The 23,289-nt window shown below is 61.5% G+C and carries 14 protein-coding genes and 2 pseudogenes; 8 read left to right on the forward strand and 8 right to left on the reverse strand.

The genetic code is table 11. From position 1 onward, the window contains the following. Positions 1-8: 8 nt before the first annotated feature. From mscK to LOY35_RS28470, 4 genes and pseudogenes are all read right to left on the reverse strand, one after another. Positions 9-3,371, reverse strand: coding sequence for a mechanosensitive channel MscK (mscK, locus tag LOY35_RS02335; RefSeq protein ID WP_258630259.1), 3,363 nt, complete (start codon positions 3,369-3,371; stop codon positions 9-11). 36 nt (positions 3,372-3,407) lie between these two features. Then, positions 3,408-5,150 carry a potassium/proton antiporter gene (locus tag LOY35_RS02340; RefSeq protein ID WP_258630261.1) on the reverse strand — a complete coding sequence of 581 codons (1,743 nt, stop codon included), beginning with the start codon at positions 5,148-5,150 and terminating at the stop codon, positions 3,408-3,410. Between the two features lie 253 nt (positions 5,151-5,403). Next, on the reverse strand, positions 5,404-6,276 hold the full coding sequence (locus LOY35_RS28465; RefSeq protein ID WP_408981239.1) for a methyl-accepting chemotaxis protein: 873 nt from the start codon (positions 6,274-6,276) through the stop codon (positions 5,404-5,406). A gap of 30 nt (positions 6,277-6,306) precedes the next feature. Beyond that, positions 6,307-7,029: pseudogene (locus tag LOY35_RS28470) on the reverse strand (MCP four helix bundle domain-containing protein); the annotation flags it as partial. A 257-nt stretch (positions 7,030-7,286) separates the two neighbouring features. On the opposite strand from LOY35_RS28470, the gene LOY35_RS02350 reads away from it, so the two are divergent. The 4 genes and pseudogenes from LOY35_RS02350 to LOY35_RS28480 all read left to right on the forward strand — a co-directional run bounded on the left by LOY35_RS02350 (position 7,287) and on the right by LOY35_RS28480 (position 9,856). Then, positions 7,287-7,517 (forward strand): hypothetical protein, encoded by a 231-nt coding sequence (locus tag LOY35_RS02350; RefSeq protein WP_041024593.1) that lies wholly within the window; start codon positions 7,287-7,289, stop codon positions 7,515-7,517. After that, positions 7,514-7,816 (forward strand): cell division protein ZapA, encoded by a 303-nt coding sequence (locus LOY35_RS02355; protein WP_258630275.1) that lies wholly within the window; start codon positions 7,514-7,516, stop codon positions 7,814-7,816. The genes LOY35_RS02350 and LOY35_RS02355 overlap by 4 nt, the downstream gene beginning before the upstream one ends. A 147-nt stretch (positions 7,817-7,963) precedes the next feature. Further along, positions 7,964-8,989: pseudogene (locus LOY35_RS28475) on the forward strand (sensor histidine kinase); the annotation flags it as partial. Positions 8,990-9,124: 135 nt separating this feature from the next. Continuing rightward, positions 9,125-9,856, forward strand: coding sequence for a methyl-accepting chemotaxis protein (locus LOY35_RS28480; RefSeq protein WP_408981240.1), 732 nt, complete (start codon positions 9,125-9,127; stop codon positions 9,854-9,856). A gap of 102 nt (positions 9,857-9,958) precedes the next feature. Here LOY35_RS28480 and LOY35_RS02365 read toward each other — a convergent pair whose 3' ends face one another. After that, positions 9,959-11,761, reverse strand: coding sequence for an acyl-CoA dehydrogenase (locus LOY35_RS02365; RefSeq protein ID WP_258630281.1), 1,803 nt, complete (start codon positions 11,759-11,761; stop codon positions 9,959-9,961). A 173-nt stretch (positions 11,762-11,934) separates the two neighbouring features. Then, positions 11,935-15,888 (reverse strand): trifunctional transcriptional regulator/proline dehydrogenase/L-glutamate gamma-semialdehyde dehydrogenase, encoded by a 3,954-nt coding sequence (putA, locus tag LOY35_RS02370; RefSeq protein ID WP_258630288.1) that lies wholly within the window; start codon positions 15,886-15,888, stop codon positions 11,935-11,937. A gap of 459 nt (positions 15,889-16,347) precedes the next feature. Here putA and putP point away from each other — a divergent pair, with 459 nt between their 5' ends. Further along, entirely contained in the window at positions 16,348-17,832 is a 1,485-nt protein-coding gene (gene putP / locus LOY35_RS02375; RefSeq protein ID WP_258630290.1) for a sodium/proline symporter PutP, read from the forward strand. A 146-nt stretch (positions 17,833-17,978) separates the two neighbouring features. Here putP and LOY35_RS02380 read toward each other — a convergent pair whose 3' ends face one another. Further along, on the reverse strand, positions 17,979-18,473 hold the full coding sequence (locus LOY35_RS02380) for a DUF2165 family protein (RefSeq protein ID WP_258630292.1): 495 nt from the start codon (positions 18,471-18,473) through the stop codon (positions 17,979-17,981). Positions 18,474-18,735: 262 nt separating this feature from the next. Here LOY35_RS02380 and LOY35_RS02385 point away from each other — a divergent pair, with 262 nt between their 5' ends. From LOY35_RS02385 to LOY35_RS02395, 3 genes are read left to right on the forward strand one after another with little or no spacing between them, the layout of a single operon-like run. Next, entirely contained in the window at positions 18,736-20,793 is a 2,058-nt protein-coding gene (locus tag LOY35_RS02385; RefSeq protein ID WP_258630294.1) for a type VI secretion system tip protein VgrG, read from the forward strand. Then, positions 20,790-21,557, forward strand: a complete 768-nt coding sequence (locus LOY35_RS02390) for a DUF4123 domain-containing protein (RefSeq protein WP_258630296.1) — start codon at positions 20,790-20,792, stop codon at positions 21,555-21,557. The genes LOY35_RS02385 and LOY35_RS02390 overlap by 4 nt, the downstream gene beginning before the upstream one ends. A gap of 48 nt (positions 21,558-21,605) precedes the next feature. Continuing rightward, positions 21,606-22,445, forward strand: coding sequence for a 23S rRNA (adenine(2030)-N(6))-methyltransferase RlmJ (locus LOY35_RS02395; RefSeq protein ID WP_258630298.1), 840 nt, complete (start codon positions 21,606-21,608; stop codon positions 22,443-22,445). Between the two features lie 144 nt (positions 22,446-22,589). Here the strand turns inward: LOY35_RS02395 and msrA are convergent, their stop codons facing one another. After that, positions 22,590-23,237: a peptide-methionine (S)-S-oxide reductase MsrA gene (gene msrA, locus LOY35_RS02400; RefSeq protein ID WP_024779845.1), complete on the reverse strand. Its 648-nt coding sequence runs from the start codon at positions 23,235-23,237 to the stop codon at positions 22,590-22,592. Positions 23,238-23,289: the final 52 nt, after the last annotated feature.

Here is a 23,289-nt window from a genome sequence, read left to right on the forward strand (position 1 = left end):
ACCGCGCATCAGTCGAGTGTGTCTTGCGGCGGCTCTGGCACCGGTTTGATGCTGGCTACGGTCGAGGGCACGGGCGTAATGGTTTTCTTGTCGGGCTCGGTGGGCACCAGCTTGTATTCCTGGCCGCTGAGGTTCTTCAGATAGATTTCCATCTGCCGGAAGGAGATGTTGATGTGCTCCTTCTTGAACTCACGGTTGATGAAACGGTTGATCTCGTCCAGTACCGGGTTGCGGTCGCCGAGATCGCGCACGTGCATGCGCAATTCGTGGTCCAGGGTACTCTCCCCGAAGTTCAGGAAGTACACGATCGGTTCCGGTTCCTTCAGTACCCGCGGGTTGTCGCGGGCAGCCTTGAGCAGCAATTCCCGGACCCGATCCAGGTCCGAGCCGTAGTCCACGCCCAGTTTCAGGGTTACCCGGGTGACGGTATCGGTCAACGACCAGTTGATCAGTTGCCCGGTGATGAAGGTCTTGTTCGGGACGATGATGTCCTTGCGGTCGAAGTCGGTGATGGTGGTCGCGCGGATGCGGATCTTGCTGACCGTGCCCGACAGGTTGCCGATGGTAATGGTGTCGCCGATCCGTACCGGACGCTCGAACAGGATCATGATCCCGGAAATGAAGTTGGCGAAGATCTCCTGCATGCCGAAGCCCAGGCCCACCGATAGCGCGGCCACCAACCATTGCAATTTGTCCCAGCTCACCCCCAGGGTCGACAGGGTGGTGACGAAGCCGACGCCGGCGATCACGTAGGACAGCAACGTGGTGGTGGCGTACGCGCTGCCCTGGGCCAGGTTCAGTTTTGACAGCACGAACACTTCCAGAAGGCCGGGCAGGTTGCGCGCCAGGGCGAAGGTGATGCCGACGATGATCAATGCACCGAGCAAATCGCCGATGCTGATGGGCACCATGCTCATGTTGACGCCGGTGCCGCTGGTGTATTCGTAGAGGGTGATGTTGTCCAGGTAGGAGAACACGCTGATCAGGTCCGACCAGACCCAGTACAGCGCCGCGATGAAACCGCCCAGCAGGGCCAGGCGGATCAGCCGCAGGGACTGCTCGTTGACCTTCTCGATGTCCAGGGTCGGTTCCTCGACCACTGCTTCGCCATCGCCGGCTTCCTTGGCCGCCTGGCGTTTGGCCAGGGCACGCTGGTACGCCAGGCGCCGGGCCGCTACCGACAGGCCGCGGACGAAGGTGGCCTCGATCACCAGCCAGAACATCAACAGGTACAGGGTATTGATCAGCCGGTCGCTGAGCTTCAGCGCGGTGTAGTAGTAGCCGAAGCACACCGCGACGAACAGCGCGATGGGCAACGCGGTGAAAATCACCCCGACGGCCTTGCGGAACAGGGAGGCATTGCGGTGGGTCGGGCTGCTGAGCAACAGGCGGCTGAGCAGCCAGGCCATCAGGGCGTAGCAGGTCAATACCACTGGCATGCCCAGCACGTCATCGGCCAGTGTCGAAGGCTGCAACTCGGCCACAGCCACCACGGCTACCAGCGCCAGCACCACCAGCCCGAGGCGACGGATCCAGCCCTGGAGGAATTCGACCTGCGGTTTCTCCCAGCGGAAATGCAACTCGGCCACGCCGCCGGGTGCCAGCACGCGATAGGCGGTATAGAACACCAGCCAGGCCTGGCCGATCTGCAACAAGGCTGCGCCGAGGTTGGCGTTCTGGCCGCGGGCATCGATCTGCAACGCAAGGCCGCACAGGGCCAGCGCCAGGGCCACTGGCATTGCCAGCAGGATATTGATCAGGATCGCCTGGGGTGTGTGCCATTGGCTGTCGCGCTTGAAGTGGCCCACGTCCTGATGAACCTTGTTCAACCGGGCATAGAGATGCTTGCGTCGCCACAGCAGCGCACCGATCACCAAAGCCAGGGGCAGAAACAGCAGCGGCCGCTGTGTCAGGCCGTCGGCCAGTTCACTGAGGCTCGAGGTCCAGGGCAACGAGTTGACCTGCTTTTCCAGGCGAGCCGGCACGGCACGCATCCATTCGAAATCCAGCGGTTTGTTGCTGGGAATCCAGAACATCTGTTCTTCGAGTGTCGCCCGCAGGCTTTGCGCGGTGCTGAGCAATTGTTTCTGGTTGAGCTGCAGGGTGATGGATTCGTTGAGCACCGCGCTCAATTCGCGGCTCAGGCGTTCCAGCAGGTCGATGCGGGTCAGGGCCAGGTCCAGCAGAGTCTTGCGCAACTGCGGCGTGACTTGCTCCGACGGCTGGGACGCCAACAGGTTGTCCACGTAGGTGCCCGGATTGTTCAGCAGCTCCCGTTGCTGGCTGACTTCGAACTGGTACAGACGGATGTCGGCGATCTGGTCGGCGAGGTTCTGGTCCAGCTTCAGACGCGGCAAGGTCTGGCGTTGCTTGTAGAGGATCTTGGAGAGCAACAGGCTGCCTTTGAGCACGCTGATCTGCTCATCCAGGGCTGCGTCGGTCTGGGTGACACTGTCCAGCAACTGCTTGGTCCGCAGGTTCTGCTGGGTCACTTCGTTGAGGCGGTCGGTACTCTTGAGCAGGTAGTCGGAGAGCTTCAGATTGGTCGCGCTTTCGGTTGCCAGCAGACTGCTGCCGCCGGCCTTCTGGGCTTCGATGGACTGCTGGGTCACCGTCTCCTGGGATTGGGCCAGGCGCTTCTGGTTGATCAGGTTCTGCAGGTCCTGGATTTCCTGCTCCATGCGGGAAATTTTTTCCATCAACAGGTCGTGCTGGCCGTTGCCCAGGTCCTGCAACTGGCTGTTGCCGGCCAGTTCCTGGCGACGCAACGGGATCAGCGCGTTGAGGGCCGCCAGTTCGGCGTTGAGCTGGTCGCGTTGTTCGGCGCTCAGGGGCTTGCCGGCGTCCCGGCCGGCCTTGAGGATGCTATTGATCTGCTGGATGCGGGTCTGGCTGCTGGCGATTTCGGCCTGGGCGCGCTCGGGGCGGGTCTGGGCGGTGATGATCAGGCTGTTGGCGTCGGCGAGGGCCTTTTGCAGGTCGCTCTGCTGAGTGGAGCGCTCCGTCAGCATTTGCTCGAGCTGGGGAATCGGCAGGTTGGCGTAGCGCTGCGCCACGGGTACCACCGCAGTGTTCTTGAGCCGCGCCAGTTCGCGCTGGTTTTCGATGTCCTGCTTTGGTGCGCTGGCCAACTGTTGCTTGAGGGCGAGCAGCTTGCGCTCATAGTCAGCCTTGCTGGCGAGCTGGGCCAGGGTGTCCTGCAATACGGCTTGCAAGGCTTTCAGGTCGGCTTCCGGCAGTTTGCGGTCGGCGATCTTGTCCAGGCTGGCCTGCACCGAGTCGCTCGTGGGCGGTTCAGCAGCTTGCAGCGTACAGACGGAAAGACTCAGCCCCAGCAGGGCGATGGCGAAGAAAGAGCGCAGGGTAGGCATAGAGACCGGACGAGCAAATTAAAGAATGGGAGCAGTTTAGAGGAACAAGCCGGGACCCGGGCGACTTCCTTCGGGGAATCTGACGCCCACTTTGCCGATCTTGTTCCCGTCCATGACCGCGACGGTCCACAAGGTGTTGTTCCACTCCACCTGGTCGCCGACCACCGGCGCGCCACCGACTTTCTGGGCAATGAAGCGGCCCAGGGACATGTCCGGATCGATGCCGTCCAGCTTCAGGCCGTACAGGGCTGCAACCGCGGCCAGCTGGGCGTCTCCTTCGAGTACGAAGTCGCCGAAGAAGCGCAGGTCCAGGCCCCTTTGCGGCGCCTGGCTGAACAGTTTTCCAAGGGCCGGCAGGTCATGTTCATGGCCGATCACGCAGAGCAGATCATCGGTTTCCAGCACCGTACTACCCGACGGATGGAGCAGTTGTTGGCCACGAAACAGCGCCGCGATACGTGTGCCATCGGGCATTTTCAGGTCTCGCAGGGGCGAGCCGATGCACCACTTTTCCGCGCCAAGGCGATAAATGAACAACTCCCACTCGCTGGTGACATGAACCTCCAGCGCTGCCCGGGAAATCGGCAAGGGTTGCGGCGGGACTGTGACGTGCAGCAACTTGGCAACCCAGGGCAGGCTCGTGCCCTGGACCAGCAACGACACCAGCACGATAAAGAACGCCAGGTTGAAATAGAGCTGGGCGTGGGGCAGGCCGGCCATCAGCGGGAACACCGCCAGGATGATCGGCACCGCGCCACGCAGACCGACCCAGGAGATGAAGGCTTTCTCGCGACCATGGAAGGCCTTGAAGGGCAGCAGGCCAACGATGACCGACAGCGGCCGTGCGAACAGGATCATCCACAGCGCCAGGCCCAGGGCCGGCAGGGCGATCGGCAACAGGTCATGGGGCGTCACCAGCAGACCCAGCACCAGGAACATGCCGATCTGCGCCAGCCAGGCCATGCCGTCGAGCATGTGCAGGATGCCGTGGCGGCTGCGCACCGGGCGATTGCCGATGACCAGGCCGCACAGGTACACCGCCAGGAAACCGCTGCCGTGCAGGGCGTTGGTCAGGGCGAACACGGCCAGGCCGCCGCTGATGACGAGAATCGGGTAGAGGCCGTTGGCCAGGTTGATCCGGTTGACCAGTTGCAACATCAGCCAGCCGCCGCCCAGGCCGAGCACCGCACCGATGCCGAACTCACGCACCAGATGCCCAACCAGGTTCCATTCCAGGTCGGTCTGGCCGCTGGCGAGCATGCCGATCAGAGTCACGGTCAGGAACACCGCCATGGGGTCGTTGCTGCCGGATTCGATCTCGAGGCTGGCGCTGACCCGCTCGTTCAGGCCCTTGCCGCCCAGTAGCGAAAACACCGCCGCGGCATCGGTCGAGCCGACAATGGCGCCGATCAGCAGGCCCTGGATCAGGTTCAGGTTGAACAGCCACGCCGCCGCCAGGCCGGTCAATCCGGTGGTGATCAACACCCCGACCGTCGCCAGCGACAGCGCCGGCCACAAGGCCACACGGAAACTAGAGACCCGCGTGCGCAAGCCACCGTCCAGCAGAATGACGGCCAGCGCGAGGTTACCGACCAGATAGGCCGTGGCGTAGTTGTCGAAAAGAATACCGGCCCCATCGACGCCGGCGACCATGCCCACGGCGAGGATGATCACCAGGATCGGAATGCCCAGGCGGGACGAAAGAGAACTGACCAGGATGCTCGCACCTACCAGCAACGCGCCGATCAAGAACAGGCTGTTGATGGTCGTCGCAGTCAAAGGCAGTACTCCGGGAAAACTGAAAGACGGGCACAAACTGACCATGCAGCCTGCGTGCCAGCGATTCTAACCTGTTGAAATGTGATGCTGTCAAAAAAGGTTTGGCTTGCCTTCAGGGGGCGGAGATTTTTCGCTGCTGTGGGAGCAAGGCTTGCCCGCGATGAGGCCGAAGCTGGGCCCAGGAAGCGTGGTGCCTTCATCGCGGGCAAGCCTTGCTCCCACAGAAGAGAGCAAAGCCCGCAACGCGAACAGGTCAGAGGCTGAACCGCCCCACCATGCTATTCAAGTCCACCGCCAGGCGCGACAGTTCGGCACTGGCGGCGCTGGTCTGGCTGGCGCCGGTGGCCGATTGCACCGACAGGTCGCGGATGTTCACCAGGTTGCGGTCCACTTCACGGGCCACCTGGGCCTGTTCTTCGGCGGCGCTGGCGATCACCAGGTTGCGTTCGTTGATTTCGACGATGGCGGTGTTGATGGTGTCCAGGGACAGGCCGGCGCCGCGGGCGATGTTCAGCGTCGACTCGGCGCGTTCGGTGCTGTTGCGCATCGAGTCCACGGCCTGTTCGGTGCCGCTCTGGATGCTGCCGATCATGCGTTCGATCTCGCTGGTCGACTGCTGGGTGCGATGGGCCAGGGCCCGCACTTCGTCCGCTACCACGGCAAAGCCGCGACCGGCTTCACCGGCACGGGCGGCTTCGATGGCGGCGTTCAGGGCCAGCAGGTTGGTCTGGTCCGCCAGGCCGCGGATCACGTCCAGCACCTTGCCGATGTCGCGGGATTCATCCGCCAGGTTGCCGATCAGCGTGGCGGTGCCTTGCACATCGGCGCTCATGCGTTCGATGGCGCTGACGGTTTCCTGCACCAGGTCCCGACCGTCGCCGGCGGAGGAGGTAGCGTTCTTCGACGCTTCGGAGGTGCTGACCGCATTGCGCGCCACTTCTTCCACGGCGCTGGTCATTTCGTTGACTGCGGTGGCAGCTTGTTCGATTTCGTTGTTCTGCCGGGTCAGGCCACGGGCGCTTTCGTCGGTGACGCTGTTGAGCTCTTCGGCGGCGGATGCCAGTTGCGTGGCCGAGCCGGAGATCCGCTGCAGGGTGTCGCGCAGCTTTTCCTGCATGGTCGACATCGCCCGCAGCAGGCGACCGGCTTCGTCATTGCCATCCACGGTGATTGGTAAGGTCAGGTTGCCCTTGGCAATTTCTTCGGCGGCGTCCAGGGCGCTGCCAATCGGGCGGGTGATGCTGTGGGTCAGCAGCCAGGCGAACAGCAAGGTCAGGCCGGTGGCGATGACCAGCAGAGCAACGACCCAATTGAAAGCCGTCGAGTACTGTTGCTTCGTTATTTGGTTGAGCGCCTCGGCTTGCTGATTGTTGATCTCCTTCAACCGGTTGATGACGACATTGATGGCGTCTGAATTACTCAGCAGCTCAGTGTTGAGCAGTGTGCGCAACTCATCGATCTGATTGTTGCGTGACAGCGTCTTCATCTGCTCTTCGAGCTGACGATACTGACCCAGCAGCTGTACGTATTGATCATAAGCGGCCCGCTCTTCAGGAGCGCTGATGAGTTTTTCATAGGCGGTCTGGGCCACGCGGATCTGCTGGTTGCGTTGTTCGAACAGCTCAAAGGTTTTCTGTTGGATATCCGGCTCGCGGTTGACCAGCAAGCGATAGGACAATACGCGCAGGCGCAGGGTGAGCTGGGTGAATTCGTCCAGGGCCTGGATACTGGGTACGCTGTTCTCGACGATATTCTCCCCGGAACTGCGGATTTTGCTCATCTGGGTCAGGGCGAACACCCCAAGCGCCAGCATCAGGGCGCCGATCAGGGCAAAGCCCAGGAACGCCCGCGGCGCGATATTCATATTACGTAGGGACATGGAGGGTACCGGGAAGAGGCGCGTCCGTGCGGGCTGTGGCTGGTGTCACTGACTTATCGGTCATGGGATTGAAGTCTTGAGGCAGCTGCGTGCTTTTGTCGCACAGCCACATCGTCGGTGCGACGAAGGGCAGGAACCAGATTCCCCATTCGCAGTCTCTACAGCTCGCCAGCGAAGCATCGTCGCCCTGCAAGCCATGGCATCGGCGATGACTTTTCTTTATCGTACGCGCCCCTTGAAAAAGCCTGGAAATCAATATGTTGGAAACATCCCTCAGCCAGCTGGAACAACTGGTCAATGACCTGGTGCAACAGAATCGTCACCTCACCGGCCTGAACGAAACCCTGAGCGCGGAACTTGCCAGGGCCAAGGATGAAAACGAAAGCCTGCAACTGAGCCTGATGGAACAGGAAGAACTCCACGGCACTACCGCCGCCCGTATCCAGGCATTGATCGAGCGGGCCAGCACCGGTCCTGTCAGCGCATGAAGCACGGCGCCGATGGGGTGACGGTCGTCTCGATCCTGGGAGAAGACTATTCGATCAAGGCGCCGGCCGGGCAGGAACAGGCCTTGCTGGACGCCGCTGCAATGCTCAAGGCCGCCCTGGCCGATACCAAGAGAAAATACCCGACGCTGATCGGCGACCGTCTGTTGGTGTTGGCGGCCATGAACCTGTGTTCGCAACAGATGGAAATGCAGAAGCAGCACCAGGCCGAACTCGACCGTTATCAAGAGCAGGTCAACGCCACGGTCGATGTGATTTCCAAGACTATCCAGCAAGCCTGAAAATAATGTGAGTACACCCAGGAAATAGATTGTCGATAAGGTTGTATACAATCGGCACGGCTGTTGCAGCGATTTCAGCATCTTATTCCCTGGGGGTGCTTCATGTGGTTCTGGCGACGCAGTATTCAGTGGCAGTTGATTCTGGGCATGGGCACCGCCCTGCTGGTGAGCATTCTCATCGTGGTTGGCGTTTATACCCTCGTGGTCAATCGCCTTGCCCAGCAGTACCTCGTGGAGCAGGCATTGCCGTCGAGCATCGAAGCGACGCGCAATGATATCGAGCGAATTCTGGTCCAGCCGCTGACGGCCGCCAAGGACATCGCCAGCAACAGCATGGTGAAAGAGTGGCTGGCCGGGGGGGAAGACAGCGCAGCTACAGCCGGTTTCGTGCGTTATCTGGAAGGTATCCGCGCTGGGCATAACGCCTTTACCGCGTTGATCGTGGGCGCCGATTCCGGTCGCTACTACACGGAAAAAGGCCTGGACCGGACCCTTGCCCGAAGCAACCCTTCCGATGGGTGGTTCTACTCCTTCCTGGATGGCAACCAGCCGCGCACCCTCAATATCGACAGTGACACCTCCACGGGTGAGTTGACGTTGTTTATCGACCTCAAGGTCGAACAGGCTGGCAAGGTTGTCGGCATTGCCGGGCTTGGTCTGCGGCTCAAGGAGTTGTCGCAACTGATCGAGAACTTCAGCTTTGGCGAGCGCGGCAAAGTCTATCTGGTGCGGTCTGACGGGCTGATCCAGGTTCATCCCGAAGCCCGGTTCAGTGGCAAGCGTCAATTGTCCGAACAGATCGGCGCTCCCGCCGCCCAGGCAGTCATGGGACAGAAAGACCTTTCCAGCAGCGCGTTCGTGCGCGACGGCGAAGAGTTCCTCGCCCTGAGCCTGCCGCTGCGTGACCTGGGCTGGACCCTGGTGGCCGAAGTGCCCCAGTCGCAGATCTATGCCGAGGCCCGTCGTGCCATGTGGATGAGCTGTTTTATCGGCCTCGGTGTGGCGTTCATATGCCTGCTTCTGGTGGTGCTGCTGGCTCGCGGATTGATCCGTCCGATTCGCCAGGTAACAGCGGCGCTGGTTGCTATCGGTAGCGGTGGTGGAGATTTGACCCACCGGTTAGATTCCAGTCGTGCCGATGAGCTGGGTGATCTGGCGCGGGGTTTCAATCGCTTCCTGGAAAGCCAACGGGGCATGATCGGCGAAGTACTCGCCACCAGCGAACGCCTGCGCACCGCAGTCGGCCAAGTAGCCCTCGTAGTGGACAACACGGCCCAGCGCTCCGGTCGGCAGCAGGAGATGACGGACATGGTTGCCACCGCCGTCCACGAAATGGGCCTCACGGTGCAGGAAATCGCCCAAAATGCGGGCAACGCCGCTGTAGCGTCTCAAACCGCCCGGGATGAAGCGTTGCAGGCCCGGGAGGTGGTGGGTGGTTCGATCCGGCATATTGAAAGCATGTCCGATGAGATCGGCGTTGCGGCGGCGGCCGTGGGTCAGCTGGCGGATCAGGTAGCGTCCATCGATCAGGTGCTGGCGGTGATCCGTGGTATTTCGGAGCAGACCAACCTGCTGGCGCTGAACGCCGCCATCGAAGCCGCCCGCGCCGGCGACATGGGGCGTGGTTTTGCTGTCGTGGCCGATGAAGTCCGCACCCTGGCGCGACGGACCCAGGCATCCACCGATGAAATCCAGCAGATCATTGGCAGCCTCAAGCAAGGGGCGGAAAATGCGGTGTCGTCCATGCACACCGGGCAAGCGGCTACGGGAACTGGGGTGGAGTCGAGCCAGCGCACTGGTGTTTCGTTGACGGCGATCACAGGGCAGGTCGAGCGCATCAGCGACATGAATCATCAGGTGGCGACGGCTACCGAGGAGCAGTCGGCGGTAACTGAGGAGATCAACCGCAATGTACAGGGGATTTCTGACTTGGCGCGGGCTACGGCTGGGGAGGTCAGGGCTTGTCGCGACGACTGCCAGACCTTGCAGCGCCTGGCGGATGATTTGGCTCGACAGATGGGAAGCTTCAAGTTGAGTTGAGAGGGGGTTCCGGTTCCCTTTGTGGGAGCGGGCTTACTCGCGAAGGCGGCCGATATATTTCTCCCCCGGGTATAGCCGGGGGAGAAATAGTCTGGCTCCAGCTCAGAACCACTCGTCCCTCATCGCCAGGCACGTGTCATCCCGTGCCTCGAGCAGCGCCAGTTCATGATGGCAACCGGGCACTTCCCACGTCAGGAAGTACCGCGCCGCTTGCAGCTTGCCTTGATAGAAATCGCTATCGGCTGCGTTGCCCCTGGCCAGGCCTTCCTCGGCACGGATGGCCTGCTCCAGCCAGCGCCAGCCGATGACCATATGACCAAACACCTTGAGGTACAGCGCCGAATTGGCGAGGCTGCTGTTGACCTTGCCTTGGGCCAGGTCCGTCAGCAGGCCGAGGGTGACTGATTGCAGGCGCGCCACCAGGGCTTCCAGTGGCTGACGCAGGGACGTCAACGATGCGTGCGCCTGGGCGCGTTCGGTGGTGTCGGCCACCAGGCGGATCAATTGCTTGAGCCCGGCACCGCCGTTCTGCTCCAGCTTGCGTCCCAGCAGGTCCAGGGACTGGATGCCGTGGGTGCCTTCGTGGATCGGGTTCAGGCGGTTGTCGCGGTAATACTGCTCGACCGGGTACTCGCGGGTGTAGCCATGACCGCCGAGTATCTGGATCGCCAGTTCGTTGGCCTTCAGGCAGAACTCTGAGGGCCAGGATTTGACGATCGGGGTCAGCAGGTCCAGCAGTTCATGGGCGCGCCTGCGCTCGGCCTCGCTTTCAAGGGTGGTGGTGTCGTCGAACAGCCGCGCCGCGTACAGGCCCAGGTCAAACGAGCCTTCAACGTAGGCCTTCTGGGTCAGCAGCATGCGGCGCACGTCGGCATGCTGGATGATCGCCACGGGGGCGGTGGTCGGGTCCTTGCTGTCGGGTACCCGACCCTGTGGGCGTTCGCGGGCGTAGTCGAGGGAGTACAGATAACCGGCGTAACCCAGCATCACCGCGCCCATCCCGACACCGATCCGAGCCTCGTTCATCATCTGGAACATGTAGCTCAACCCGTGATGCGGTTTTCCTACGAGGTAACCGACACACTCACCGTTGTCGCCGAAGTTCAGCGCCGTGGACGTGGTCCCGCGCCAGCCCATCTTGTGGAACAACCCGGCCAGGAGCACGTCGTTGCGCTGGCCGAGGCTGCCGTCCGCGTTGACCAGGAACTTGGGCACGATAAACAGCGAGATGCCCTTAACACCGGGCGGTGCGTCCGGCAGTTTCGCCAGGACCATGTGCACGATGTTTTCCGACAGCGGGTGATCGCCACCGGAAATGAAGATCTTGTTGCCCTTGAGTCGATACGTGCCGTCGGACGCCGGCTCTGCACGTGTACGAATATCCGATAGCGAAGAGCCCGCATGGGGCTCGGTCAGAGCCATGGTGCCGAAGAAGCGACCGTCGATCATCGGCTGCAGGAAGCGGCGTTTCTGCTCCTCGTCACCGAAGCTTTCAATCAGGTTTGCCGCGCCCATGGTCAGGAACGGGTAGGAGGTCGACGCGGCGTTGGCGGATTGAAAATGGGCGAAGCAGGCCTGGGACAGCAACGTGGGCAACTGCATGCCACCGGCCTCGAAACTGCGCGCAGCGTTGAGGAAGCCAGCCTCCAGGAAGGCATCCACGGCCGGTTTAACTTCTGGAATCAGAATGGCCTGGCCGCCTTCGTAGCGCGGTTCGTTTTCGTCGTTCTTGCGATTGTGGGGCGCGAAGTATTTCTCGGCGATGCTGCGGGCCGTACCGATGGCCGCATCGAAGGTTTCGCGATTGTGCTCGGCGAACCGCTCGCGCTGGGTCAGGCCCTCGGCATCGAGGACTTCATACAGCTCGAAAGCCAGATTACGGGAACTGAGCAGCGTCTCGGACATGGCGGCCTACCTTTCTTTGGAATGGGGCCGAGTCTAGAACCGGGAATAGAGGCTGAACAGGATGATTGATGGGGGTGATAGAGCAGCACAAGCTTCAAGCGGCAAGCTTCAAGTAAGAGCAGGACTGCTTTGGCTCTTACTTGCCGCTTGCCGCTTGAAACTCGCCGCTGCGTTTAGCCGATGGTCATCAGGCTGGCGTTACCGCCCGCCGCGGCGGTGTTGACGCTCAATGCCCGCTCGATCACCAGGCGTTCCAGCGCGATGCCGGTTTCGCCCTGGGACAAACCATGGACCCCAACGATGGCGCCGGCACGCTTAGCCACTTGCTGGCAAACGCTGCGCAGTTGGTCCGAGTCGCCGTGATGCAGGACCGCGTCGTACACCACATCGTCCTTGGTCCAATCGGCAACCCGCTGGATGCGCGCCTGAATATCCTTCGGCAAGCGTGCGAACAAGGCCTTGCTCGTGTCGGTTTCCGGCCAGACGGCCGAGCCACCCACGGCCAGTACGGCAGCCAGTTGCGTCAGCAGATCGCCTTCCACGTCGGCCAGGCAGAGCACGTGCTCGCGTGGCAGGATGGCGTAGCTGTTGCGCTCGCCGGTCGGGCCGGTCAGTTGACGGGTGATACCGCTTTGCGACTGGGCCGCGAATTGCACGCACAGGGCACTCAGTTCGGCGAGCTTCTGGCTGTCGGCCCAGGCTTGCAAGGCGGTCAGCGGTTTGCTCATGGCTTCACGCAAGCGTACGTCTGGTGCGCTGACGGCGTCGCTACGGACGAAGGACTGCTGGATCGCATCGGTAGGACGTGTCGACAGCAAACGGTACAGGTACAGCGGACCACCGGCTTTCGGACCGGTGCCCGACAGGCCTTCGCCACCGAACGGCTGTACACCGACCACGGCACCGACAATGTTGCGGTTCACGTAGACGTTGCCGGCATGGACGTTGTCGATCACCTTGGCGATGGTTTCGTCGATGCGGGTATGTACGCCCAGGGTCAGGCCATAGCCGGAGGCATTGATCTGGTTGATCAACTGGTCCAGTTCCTTGCGCTTGTAGCGCACCACGTGCAGCACCGGACCAAAGATCTCGCGTTGCAACTCATCGAAGCTTTCCAGCTCGATGAGGGTTGGCATCACGAAGGTACCGCGCTTGCATTCGTCGCTGTCGGCGATTGCCATCTGGTACACGGTGCGACCTTTGTCGCGCATGGCCTGGATGTGCTTCTCGATGCCGGCCTTGGCTTCGGCATCGATCACCGGACCGATGTCGACGGAGAGGCGCTCAGGATTGCCGAGGCGCGATTCGGCCATGGCGCCCTTGAGCATTTCAATGACACGGTCCGCGGAATCTTCCTGCAAGCACAGGACCCGCAGGGCCGAGCAACGCTGGCCGGCGCTGTCGAAGGCCGACGACACCACGTCGATTACCACTTGTTCGGTCAGGGCCGAGGAGTCGACGATCATGGCGTTCTGGCCGCCGGTTTCGGCGATCAGCGGGATCGGGCGACCCTGGTTGTCCAGGCGGCCGGCGATGTTGCGTTGCAGCAAACGGGCGACTTCGGTGGAGCCGGTGAACATCACACCCTTGACCCGCTCGTCGCCCACCAATCGGGCGCCGACGGTTTCACCACGGCCCGGCAGCAGTTGCAGCACGCCTTCCGGGATACCGGCTTCGAGCATCAGGCGCACGGCTTGGGCGGCAACCAGCGGCGTTTGCTCTGCCGGTTTGGCCAGTACCGGGTTACCGGCGGCCAGTGCGGCGGCAACCTGGCCGCTGAAGATCGCCAGGGGGAAGTTCCACGGGCTGATGCAGACCACGGGGCCCAGCGGGCGGTGGGCATCGTTGGTAAAGTCGTTGCGTGCCTGTACCGCGTAGTAGCGCAGGAAATCCACCGCTTCACGGACCTCGGCGATGGCGTTGGCGAAGGTCTTGCCGGCTTCCCGGGCCAGCAGACCCATCAGCGGCTGGATCTCGCCTTCCATCAGGTCGGCGGCACGCTCGAGGATCGCGGCGCGCTCTGCCGGTGGCGTGGCTTGCCAGATCGGTGCGGCGTTGAGGGCGCACTGGAGGGCGTTGTCGACGTCTTCGACCGTGGCTTCCTGCACATGGCCGACCACATCGCGGTGGTCGGAGGGGTTCAGGACCGGTGCCGGGATTTCTTCACTGGCGGCGCAACCGAGGATCGGTGCGGCTTTCCATTCATTATGAGCGGTCGCCAGCAGGGCGCAGGACAGCGAGGCCAGGCGATGTTCGTTGGCCATGTCGATGCCGCTGGAGTTGGCGCGTTCGCTGCCGTACAGGTCGCGCGGTAGCGGAATGCGTGGGTGCGGCAGGCCGAAACCGCCTTCCAGGGTCGCCATCTGCTCGATGCTGGCAACCGGGTCGGCCACCAGTTCCTGAATGGAAATCGACTGGTCGGCGATGCGGTTGACGAACGAGGTGTTGGCGCCGTTTTCCAGCAAGCGACGAACCAGGTAGGCCAACAGCGTTTCGTGGGTTCCGACCGGAGCGTACACGCGGCACGGACGGTTCAGCTTGCCTTCGGAAACCTTTCCTACAACCTGTTCGTACAGCGGTTCACCCATGCCGTGGAGGCACTGGAATTCGTACTGCCCTGGGTAATAGTTCTGACCGGCGATGTGATAGATGGCCGACAGCGTATGGGCGTTGTGTGTGGCGAACTGCGGGTAGATGACTTCCGGTACCGACAGCAGCTTGCGCGCGCAAGCGATGTAGGAAACGTCGGTGTACACCTTGCGGGTATACACCGGATAGCCTTCCAGGCCTTCGACCTGGGCGCGCTTGATCTCGCTATCCCAGTAGGCGCCTTTTACCAGGCGAATCATCAGGCGATGACGGCTGCGGCGGGCCAGGTCGATGACATAGTCGATCACATACGGGCAGCGCTTCTGGTAGGCCTGGATCACGAAGCCAATGCCGTTCCAGCCGGTCAGCTTCGGCTCGAAGCACAGGCGCTCCAGCAGATCCAGGGACAGCTCGAGGCGGTCGGCTTCTTCGGCGTCGATGTTCAGGCCGATGTCGTACTGCTTGGCCAGCAGGGTCAGCGACAGCAGGCGCGGGTACAGCTCGTCCATGACGCGTTCGTACTGGGCGCGGCTGTAACGCGGATGCAGGGCCGAAAGCTTGATGGAAATGCCTGGGCCTTCATAGATCCCACGGCCATGGGAGGCCTTGCCGATGGAATGGATGGCTTGTTCGTACGAGGCCAGGTATTTCTGGGCGTCATGTTCGGTGAGTGCGGCTTCACCCAACATGTCGTAGGAATAGCGGAAACCTTTGGATTCGAATTTGCTGGCATTGGCCAGGGCTTCGGCGATGGTTTCGCCGGTGACGAACTGCTCGCCCATCAGACGCATGGCCATGTCGACGCCCTTGCGGATCATCGGCTCGCCGCTTTTGCCAATGATGCGGCTCAGGGAAGACGTCAGGCCGGCTTCGTTGTGGGTGGCGACCAGTTTGCCAGTCAGCAGCAGGCCCCAGGTCGCGGCATTGACGAACAGCGATGGGCTGTTGCCCAGGTGCGGATGCCAGTTGCCGGTGCTGATCTTGTCGCGGATCAACGCGTCACGTGTGCCTTTGTCCGGGATACGCAGCAGTGCTTCGGCCAGGCACATCAGCGCCACGCCTTCCTGGGATGACAGGGAGAACTCCTGCAACAGTCCCTGGACAATACCGGCCCGTCCGCCGGCACTCTTCTGGTTGCGCAGTTTCTCCGCAATCGACGCCGCCAGCTTGTTGGTGGCTTCGGCCATTTCGGCCGGCAGGCGAGCCTGCTCGATCAGCATCGGCACCACTTCCGGCTCGGGGCGGCGGTAAGCGGCGGTGATGGAGGCGCGCAGCACCGATTGCGGCAGGATGCTTTCGGCAAACTCCAAGAAGCACTGGTGGGCGTGGTCGACCTGGACATCGCCAGCGTCGTCGCCCTCTGCACGGGCCGAGCCGTTCAGCTCGGTCAGGGTTGCACCACCCTCGAGTTTTTCCAGGTAATTGAAAATTGCCTGCTTGATCAGCCAGTGAGGCGTGCGATCAATCGAGGTTGCGGCCGCCTTGAGGCGTTCGCGGGTCGGGTCATCGAGTTTGACCCCAAGGGTGGTGGTAGCCATATTTTTATCCTCATGTTTACCACGTACGGCGTGGCATCAGCTGGCGCAAGATTAGCTGTGCGCTGATTGAGGTGCAACCGGGTGCAACCCTTTTTTTGATGAAATATCAGGCAGCCCGTCAGGAATAAAAACGCGACACGTCTATCTCGCACTGCCTTAGTGCTTTGGCTTCTAGCAGGACCTGCTTGACTGCACTAAAAGGGAGCAAAAAAAGCGGTTTCTTCAAGAAAACCGATCAGGTGCAACTGATTTGAACGAAACTGGTTGCACCTTATTTCGTTTGTTGAATAGCATTCACGGCCAAGGTGCAACCGGTTCCTAGCCGAGGGGCATCGGCTGATGGCTTTCCTGGGGAAACATCAGTCATACATTCGCGGGACTGCAAATCGTCGCCATTCGTCTGCGTTGTCGACGCTTTCTCTGCCACCGCTACATAAAAACAAAGCCAGGGCGTAACTCATGAGTGTTAGTAATCCAACCCTGATCACCTTCGTGATCTACATCGCAGCCATGGTCCTGATCGGCCTGATGGCTTATCGCTCCACCAACAACCTTTCCGATTACATCCTGGGCGGCCGCAGCCTGGGCAGCGTCGTGACCGCATTGTCCGCCGGTGCCTCGGACATGAGTGGCTGGTTGTTGATGGGCTTGCCCGGTGCCATCTATATGTCCGGCCTATCGGAAAGCTGGATCGCCATCGGCCTGGTCATTGGTGCCTACCTGAACTGGCTGTTCGTCGCCGGTCGCCTGCGGGTACAGACCGAACATAACGGCGACGCACTGACGCTGCCGGATTACTTCGCCAGCCGTTTCGAAGACAAGAGCGGCGTGCTGCGCATCATCTCTGCGGTGGTGATCCTGGTGTTCTTCACCATCTACTGTGCCTCCGGCATCGTGGCCGGTGCCCGCCTGTTCGAAAGCACCTTCGGCATGTCCTACGAGACCGCGCTGTGGGCCGGTGCCGCTGCGACCATCGCCTACACCTTCGTGGGTGGTTTCCTCGCCGTGAGCTGGACCGATACGGTACAAGCCACCCTGATGATCTTCGCGCTGATCCTGACGCCAATCATCGTGCTGCTGGCCACCGGCGGCGTGGACACCACGTTCCTGGCCATCGAAGCGAAAGACCCGACGTCGTTCGACATGCTGAAGAACACCACCTTCATCGGCATCATCTCGCTGATGGGCTGGGGCCTGGGCTACTTCGGCCAGCCGCACATCCTGGCGCGCTTCATGGCCGCTGATTCGGTCAAGTCCATCGCCAAGGCCCGTCGTATCTCCATGACCTGGATGATCCTGTGCCTGGGCGGCACCGTGGCCGTTGGCTTCTTCGGCATCGCGTACTTCTCTGCACATCCGGATGTGGCCGGCCCTGTGACCGAGAACCCTGAGCGCGTGTTCATCGAGTTGGCGAAGATCCTCTTCAACCCATGGGTTGCCGGTGTACTGCTGTCGGCCATCCTGGCAGCCGTGATGAGTACCCTGAGCTGCCAGTTGCTGGTGTGCTCCAGCGCCCTGACCGAAGACTTCTACAAGACCTTCCTGCGCAAGAGCGCTTCCCAGGTGGAACTGGTCTGGGTCGGCCGTGCCATGGTGCTGTTGGTGGCGTTGGTCGCCATTGCCCTGGCTGCCAACCCGAACAACCGTGTACTGGGTCTGGTGAGCTACGCCTGGGCCGGTTTCGGTGCCGCGTTCGGTCCTGTGGTCCTGATCTCCGTCATCTGGAAAAACATGACCCGTAACGGCGCATTGGCCGGCATCCTGGTGGGTGCGATTACCGTAATCGTCTGGAAGCACTTCGAGCTGCTGGGCCTGTACGAAATCATCCCGGGCTTTATCTTCGCCAGCCTGGCCATCTACTTCGTCAGCAAGATGGGCACGCCTACCGCCGGTATGCTGCAGCGCTTCGAAGCGGCCGAAAAAGATTTCCGCCTGAATCAGTAAGACTGTTCGGCGGAGCCCTGATAGTTCGCTGAAAGTTGTATCAAGAAACGGCCCGTCGCCAATGGAGACGGGCCGTTTTTTATTGCCGATTCCCCGAGAGCACCGCTAATTCATGTGGGAGCGAGTTTGCTCGCGATAGCGGTGGGTCAGCTCGGATCTGGATCAGGCTGATTGAGAAAGATCAGCACACCCAGCAGCGCCATGTAGAACCTGAACGCCGCATCCTGGCCATTCCAGACTTCCGATTGCCACATCAGGAACCATTCGCCACCGATGACCATGAAACCGAAGAACCAGACAAAGAACCCTACCGTCAGGCCGGCGATGACCCAGCGTTTGGCCTGCGCGAAAACCCTGCTGTCAGCCCCGCGTGCCAACCATAGCTCCAGCGCACCATAGCCCAGCAACCCGGCCGTGATCGCTTCACCGAGGATGATCAGCCAGTAGGCCCCATGCCACATCCATGGCTGGGCGATGGCGCGATAACGGGCGGCGTTGTCCGGGAAGGTGGTGTCCATGCTCAGCACGTGCTGGACGAAGTTGAAGTTGGAGCGGTAGTCCGTGACGTTGTTGAACACCGTCAGGAAGGCGAATGCGGCGAGTGCCAGGGTCATTGCGATTTTTGCGTAACGAGCCGTCATGTGTGCGTCCTTTGCTTTTTGCGACAAAGGCACGTTATCACGCCCGCGTGCAGTACCGAGGGCCGTCGTGATGTAAGAAACTGCTGATTCACTCGTGCGCCGGCCCGCCACGACGCAGAACGTGTCTATCGGAAAATACAGCGCGCTTTTGTGGTTTTCATCACCCTGTTTGTAAGGCAAATCTGTTTTTCATGACGTCCCATCAACTCTCCGTGTGACTCATGCAGAATCCCTCGCCTTTCATTTTGCTGAGATACATCGGATGTTCTCGCCTGCCAACCAATCGCGTTTCACCCTGACGCTCGACAGCGGGTCGAATGAACTCAAGGTGCTTGAGTTCACGGGCCAGGAAGCCATCAGTCAACCCTATCGCTTTGACCTGGAACTGGTCAGTGAGCGAGCGGACCTGGCATTGGAAACGCTACTGCATCGCCAGGCCTACCTGACCTTCGATTCGCAGGGGTGTGGCATCCACGGCCAGGTCTACAGCGTGGCCCAGGGCGATTCGGGCAAGCGCCTGACCCGTTACCAGATCAGCCTGGTGCCGCGCCTGGCGTACTTGCGTCACCGTATCAACCGGCGGATTTTCCAGCACTTGAGCGTGCCGTCGATCATTGCGCAAGTCCTGAAGGACCATGGCATTCACGCCGATGCGTTTCAGTTCAGCCTCGGTGGGCAATACCCCGAGCGGGAATACTGTGTGCAGTACGGTGAAAGCGATCTGGCGTTCATCGAGCGCATTTGTGCCGAGGACGGCATTCATTACCACTTCCGCCACAGCCCTGACGGCCACCTGCTGGTCTTCGGTGACGACCAGACGGTATTCCCCCGTTTGCCCGAGTCGACGCTGTATCTGCCGGGCAGTGGCATGGCCGCCGGGGCGCCGTCGATCAAGCGGCTGGCTGTTCGACTCCAGACCCGGACCAGCGCGGTGACCCTGTCCGATTACAACTTCCGCAACCCGGGGCTGTCCTTGCACACCAGCCTCGATAGCCAGCAGCAACCCGTACTGGAAGACTATCGCTACCCCGGTCTGTTTTCCGACCGTGATCATGGTCGGCACCTGACCCGGCGCGCCCTGGAGCGTCATGGCGCTGATTTCCGCCTGGCCGAAGGACGTAGCGACCAATGCGCCCTCGTCAGTGGGCATTTCATGCCAATCGATGGGCACCCGCGGGCGCAGTGGAACGACCTGTGGCTCCTGACGCAGATCACCCACCGCGGTCGCCAGCCGCAAGTGCTGGAGGACACGGTCCCGGATGGCGAGGATGAGTTCCAGGGTTACAGCAATACCTTTCTGGCGACGCCGTGGGACGTTTTCTTTCGTCCGCCGCTGCTTCATGAGAAGCCTCCCGCCCACGGTTATCAGCCTGCGCTGGTGAGCGGGCCTGTCGACAGCGAAATTCATTGCGACGAGTTCGGACGGATCAAGGTACAGATGATCTGGGACCGCGACGGCAAGGCTGACGAACATTCCAGTTGCTGGCTGCGGGTAGCCACCGGCTGGGCCCATGATCGCTATGGCAGTGTGATGATTCCCCGGGTCGGCATGGAGGTCCTGGTGGGTTTCATGGATGGCGATGTGGACAAGCCGCTGGTGCTGGGTTGCTTGCCCAACGGTGCCAATCCGTTGCCGCTGGACCTGCCGGCGGACAAGACCCGCAGCATATTGCGCAGCCAGAGCAGCCCCGGCGGAGGCGGTTACAACGAGCTGCGCATCGAGGATCGCAAGGGAGCCGAGGAAATCTACCTGCGGGCCCAGCGCAACTGGACCCAGCATGTGCTCCATGACCAGCGCGTACAGGTCGATCACGAGCGCAGCGTTGTCGTCTCCGGCACGGCGCGGCATGAGCTCAAGGCCGAAGAGTTGCGTATCACCCATGGGCGGCGCCAGGTCGAAGTCAGGCAGGACGACCACCTGGTGGTGACTGGCGAGCGGCACATTCGCGTGACCAGCCAGGCGTTCAGTGCCAGCCAGCATTTCCATGTCAGTGCTGGCCAGCAGATCGTGTTGGACGGTGGCGCCAGTGCGACCATCCAGGCCGGAGGGCACTGGATCAGCATCGGTGCGGGGGGGATTTTCAGCAGCGTGCCCATCGAGGTCGGCGGCGGACCGATGACGGCCACAAGCGCGGCGCCGGGTTCGCCGGGTCGCCCCGAAAAGCTAGTCGCCGCCGTGGCCGCTCCGCTGTCGCTGGCGCAAGCCCTCAGCCTGCAAGGCCAGGCGCCGTTCTGTGAGGAATGTGAGCGGTGCAAGGACGGCGTCTGTGCACCGTTGCCCAGGTTTTCCAGGTCCACTGATATTCAGGAGCGTCCATGAGCACGGGTCAGTCGCCTCACGCCTGGCTTAGACAGCGTCCGTTGCAAGCATCCGAGCAGCTCTTCGCCATCCTCAGCAATGCCAGCAGCGCCAAGCCACTGGAGGCGTGGAGACGCTCGATGGCGTTGGTGCCCAGTCCGATCTGGGCGGGTACGCCTTACGCTGATTGGGAGCCCGTCATGCCTTATGTAGGCGCTGTCTCTGTAGGCAGTGAGTTTCTTCAATGGATCGCGACGACCGACTCGCTCGATTGGGGTTGGCTGGCGGTGTCTTCGGTCGGCGAGGAAGGTCTCGCTGAACATCTGCGTGGGCTCACCCAGGTGCTGTTGCCTGGCGGCAAGTCGACCTTTTTCCGGTTTTGGGACGGGCGTTTCGTGCAGCCCATCCTGCAGTCCGATGAAGTCGATGCCGGACAGTTGCTGCCGGTCATCAGTCGGTGCCTGATCAACGGTCGGGCTCTGGAGATCGTGGGAAATGCCCAGCGGCCGCCACGAACTTTCCCCTGGTGGGAGGTGCCGGCCGTGCTGTTGAAAGCATTGGCGGGCGGTACGACGGAGTGTCTGCTGGATAACTTGCTCAAGTGGCTGGGCGAGGAACATCCGTACCTGTCCGAGCGGGTCGATGAGCGCATCCTGCGGCGCAAGGTTGCACATTTTCTTGAGGTGTATGGGGTGGTTAATGGGGTAAAAGCGCAGCTGCATGGGCATTTGATGCAAGAGTTCGGCTGGACGGATGTCCGTGCCCGCTCGGCTGCGAAACCCTGACGTTCGGCGCGCTTCGAGGTAAACTCGTCGCCCTTCGCAGGAGCCGCCATGAACTATCGCCACGCCTTCCACGCCGGTAATCACGCCGATGTGTTCAAACACCTGACCTTGACCCGCCTTATCGCACTGATGGCGCGCAAGGAGCAGCCCTTTGCCTACCTCGATACCCATGCCGGTATCGGGTTGTATGACTTGCAGGGCGACCAGGCCAATCGTACCGGTGAATACCTGGAAGGCATCGCGCGGTTATGGGGGCAGGACGATCTGCCGCCGCTGACCGCCGATTACATGAAAGTGCTGCGCGAGATGAACCCGGACGGACAGTTGCGTTATTACCCGGGCTCACCGGAGCTTGCGCGCCGTTTGACGCGCCCGCAGGATCGGGTCTTGCTCAATGAAAAGCACCCCGAGGACGGTGTGCTGCTCAAGGACAACATGAAGGGCGATCGCCGTGTGGCGGTGCATCTGGGTGAAGGTTGGCACGTGCCTCGCGCCTTGCTGCCGGTGACGGAAAAACGCGGCTTGATGCTGATCGATCCGCCCTTCGAGAAGCTCGACGAAATGCAACGCTGCGCCGCCTCTCTCAAGGAGGCCATCGGCCGGATGCGCCAGACGGTGGCAGCGATCTGGTACCCGGTGAAGGATCAGCGGATGCTGCGTCGCTTCTACCAGGACCTGGCCGGCACGGGGGCACCAAAGCTGTTGCGAGTGGAATTGCTGGTGCATCCGCTCGCCACCCCCGACAGCCTGAACGGCTCCGGCCTGGCGATTGCCAACCCGCCGTGGGGGCTGGAGGAGGAGTTGCGTGAGTTGCTGCCGTGGCTGTCGAAAAAGCTCGGCCAGACCCAAGGTGGCTGGCAGATGGATTGGTTGATTGCCGAGCGTTGACCTGGCGAGTTTGATGCTGTCTGGCAGGACGCCATCGCGAGCAGGCTCGCTCCCACAGGGGATTGGTGGTGAACATGGATAGGGTGTTCACCCCGGAGCCGGGTGGGAGCGGGCTTGCTCGCGAAGCTTTTTGAGGCTGGAAAGTCAGATCGGGCAGGTCACGCCTGTCCCGCCAATCCCGCAATAGCCCTCGGGGTTCTTCGCCAGGTACTGCTGGTGGTAAGCCTCGGCATAGTAGAAGGTCGGCGCTTCATCGATTTCGGTGGTGATTTCCCCTAGGCCGGCCTTGGTCAGTTCAGCCTGGAATACCGCCTTGCTCTTCTTCGCTGCTTCCAGTTGTTCAGGTTTGGTGCAATAGATCACCGAGCGATACTGAGTGCCGATGTCGTTGCCCTGGCGCATGCCCTGGGTCGGGTTGTGCAGTTCCCAGAACATGGCCAGCAGTTCTTCGTAGCTGACCTTTTCCGGTTCGTAGACCACCAGCACCACTTCGCTGTGGCCGGTCAGGCCCGAGCAGACCTCTTCGTAGGTCGGGTTGGGGGTGAAGCCGCCAGCGTAGCCCACCGAGGTGCTGTAGACCCCTTCACGTTGCCAGAAGCGACGTTCCGCGCCCCAGAAACAGCCAAGCCCGAAAATCGCGAACTCTACATTGCCGGGAAATGGGCCGAGCAGCGGGTTGCCGTTGACGAAGTGTTGATCCGGAACCTTGATCGGGGTTTCACGGCCGGGCAGAGCTTGTTCTTGAGTAGGGAGCACGTTTTTGTTCACCAGAATTTCCGAGCGCAAGACCATCATCAGTCCTCTCAGTCAGATTGAGTTGAGCGAAATAGACCCCAGTGTGCCC

It is taken from the genome of Pseudomonas sp. B21-028 (assembly GCF_024749045.1).
GTDB lineage: Bacteria > Pseudomonadota > Gammaproteobacteria > Pseudomonadales > Pseudomonadaceae > Aquipseudomonas.

Coding starts and splice junctions, on each gene's coding strand:
- mscK (WP_258630259.1), bottom strand. CDS start 3,371: ATGCCTACCCTGCGCTCTTTCTTCGCCATCGCCCTGCTGGGGCTGAGT.
- LOY35_RS02350 (WP_041024593.1), top strand. CDS start 7,287: ATGTTGGAAACATCCCTCAGCCAGCTGGAACAACTGGTCAATGACCTG.
- LOY35_RS02385 (WP_258630294.1), top strand. CDS start 18,736: ATGTTCTCGCCTGCCAACCAATCGCGTTTCACCCTGACGCTCGACAGC.
- LOY35_RS02365 (WP_258630281.1), bottom strand. CDS start 11,761: ATGTCCGAGACGCTGCTCAGTTCCCGTAATCTGGCTTTCGAGCTGTAT.
- LOY35_RS28480 (WP_408981240.1), top strand. CDS start 9,125: ATGGTTGCCACCGCCGTCCACGAAATGGGCCTCACGGTGCAGGAAATC.
- msrA (WP_024779845.1), bottom strand. CDS start 23,237: ATGGTCTTGCGCTCGGAAATTCTGGTGAACAAAAACGTGCTCCCTACT.
- LOY35_RS28465 (WP_408981239.1), bottom strand. CDS start 6,276: ATGTCGACCATGCAGGAAAAGCTGCGCGACACCCTGCAGCGGATCTCC.
- LOY35_RS02355 (WP_258630275.1), top strand. CDS start 7,514: ATGAAGCACGGCGCCGATGGGGTGACGGTCGTCTCGATCCTGGGAGAA.
- LOY35_RS02390 (WP_258630296.1), top strand. CDS start 20,790: ATGAGCACGGGTCAGTCGCCTCACGCCTGGCTTAGACAGCGTCCGTTG.
- LOY35_RS02380 (WP_258630292.1), bottom strand. CDS start 18,473: ATGACGGCTCGTTACGCAAAAATCGCAATGACCCTGGCACTCGCCGCA.
- putP (WP_258630290.1), top strand. CDS start 16,348: ATGAGTGTTAGTAATCCAACCCTGATCACCTTCGTGATCTACATCGCA.
- putA (WP_258630288.1), bottom strand. CDS start 15,888: ATGGCTACCACCACCCTTGGGGTCAAACTCGATGACCCGACCCGCGAA.
- LOY35_RS02395 (WP_258630298.1), top strand. CDS start 21,606: ATGAACTATCGCCACGCCTTCCACGCCGGTAATCACGCCGATGTGTTC.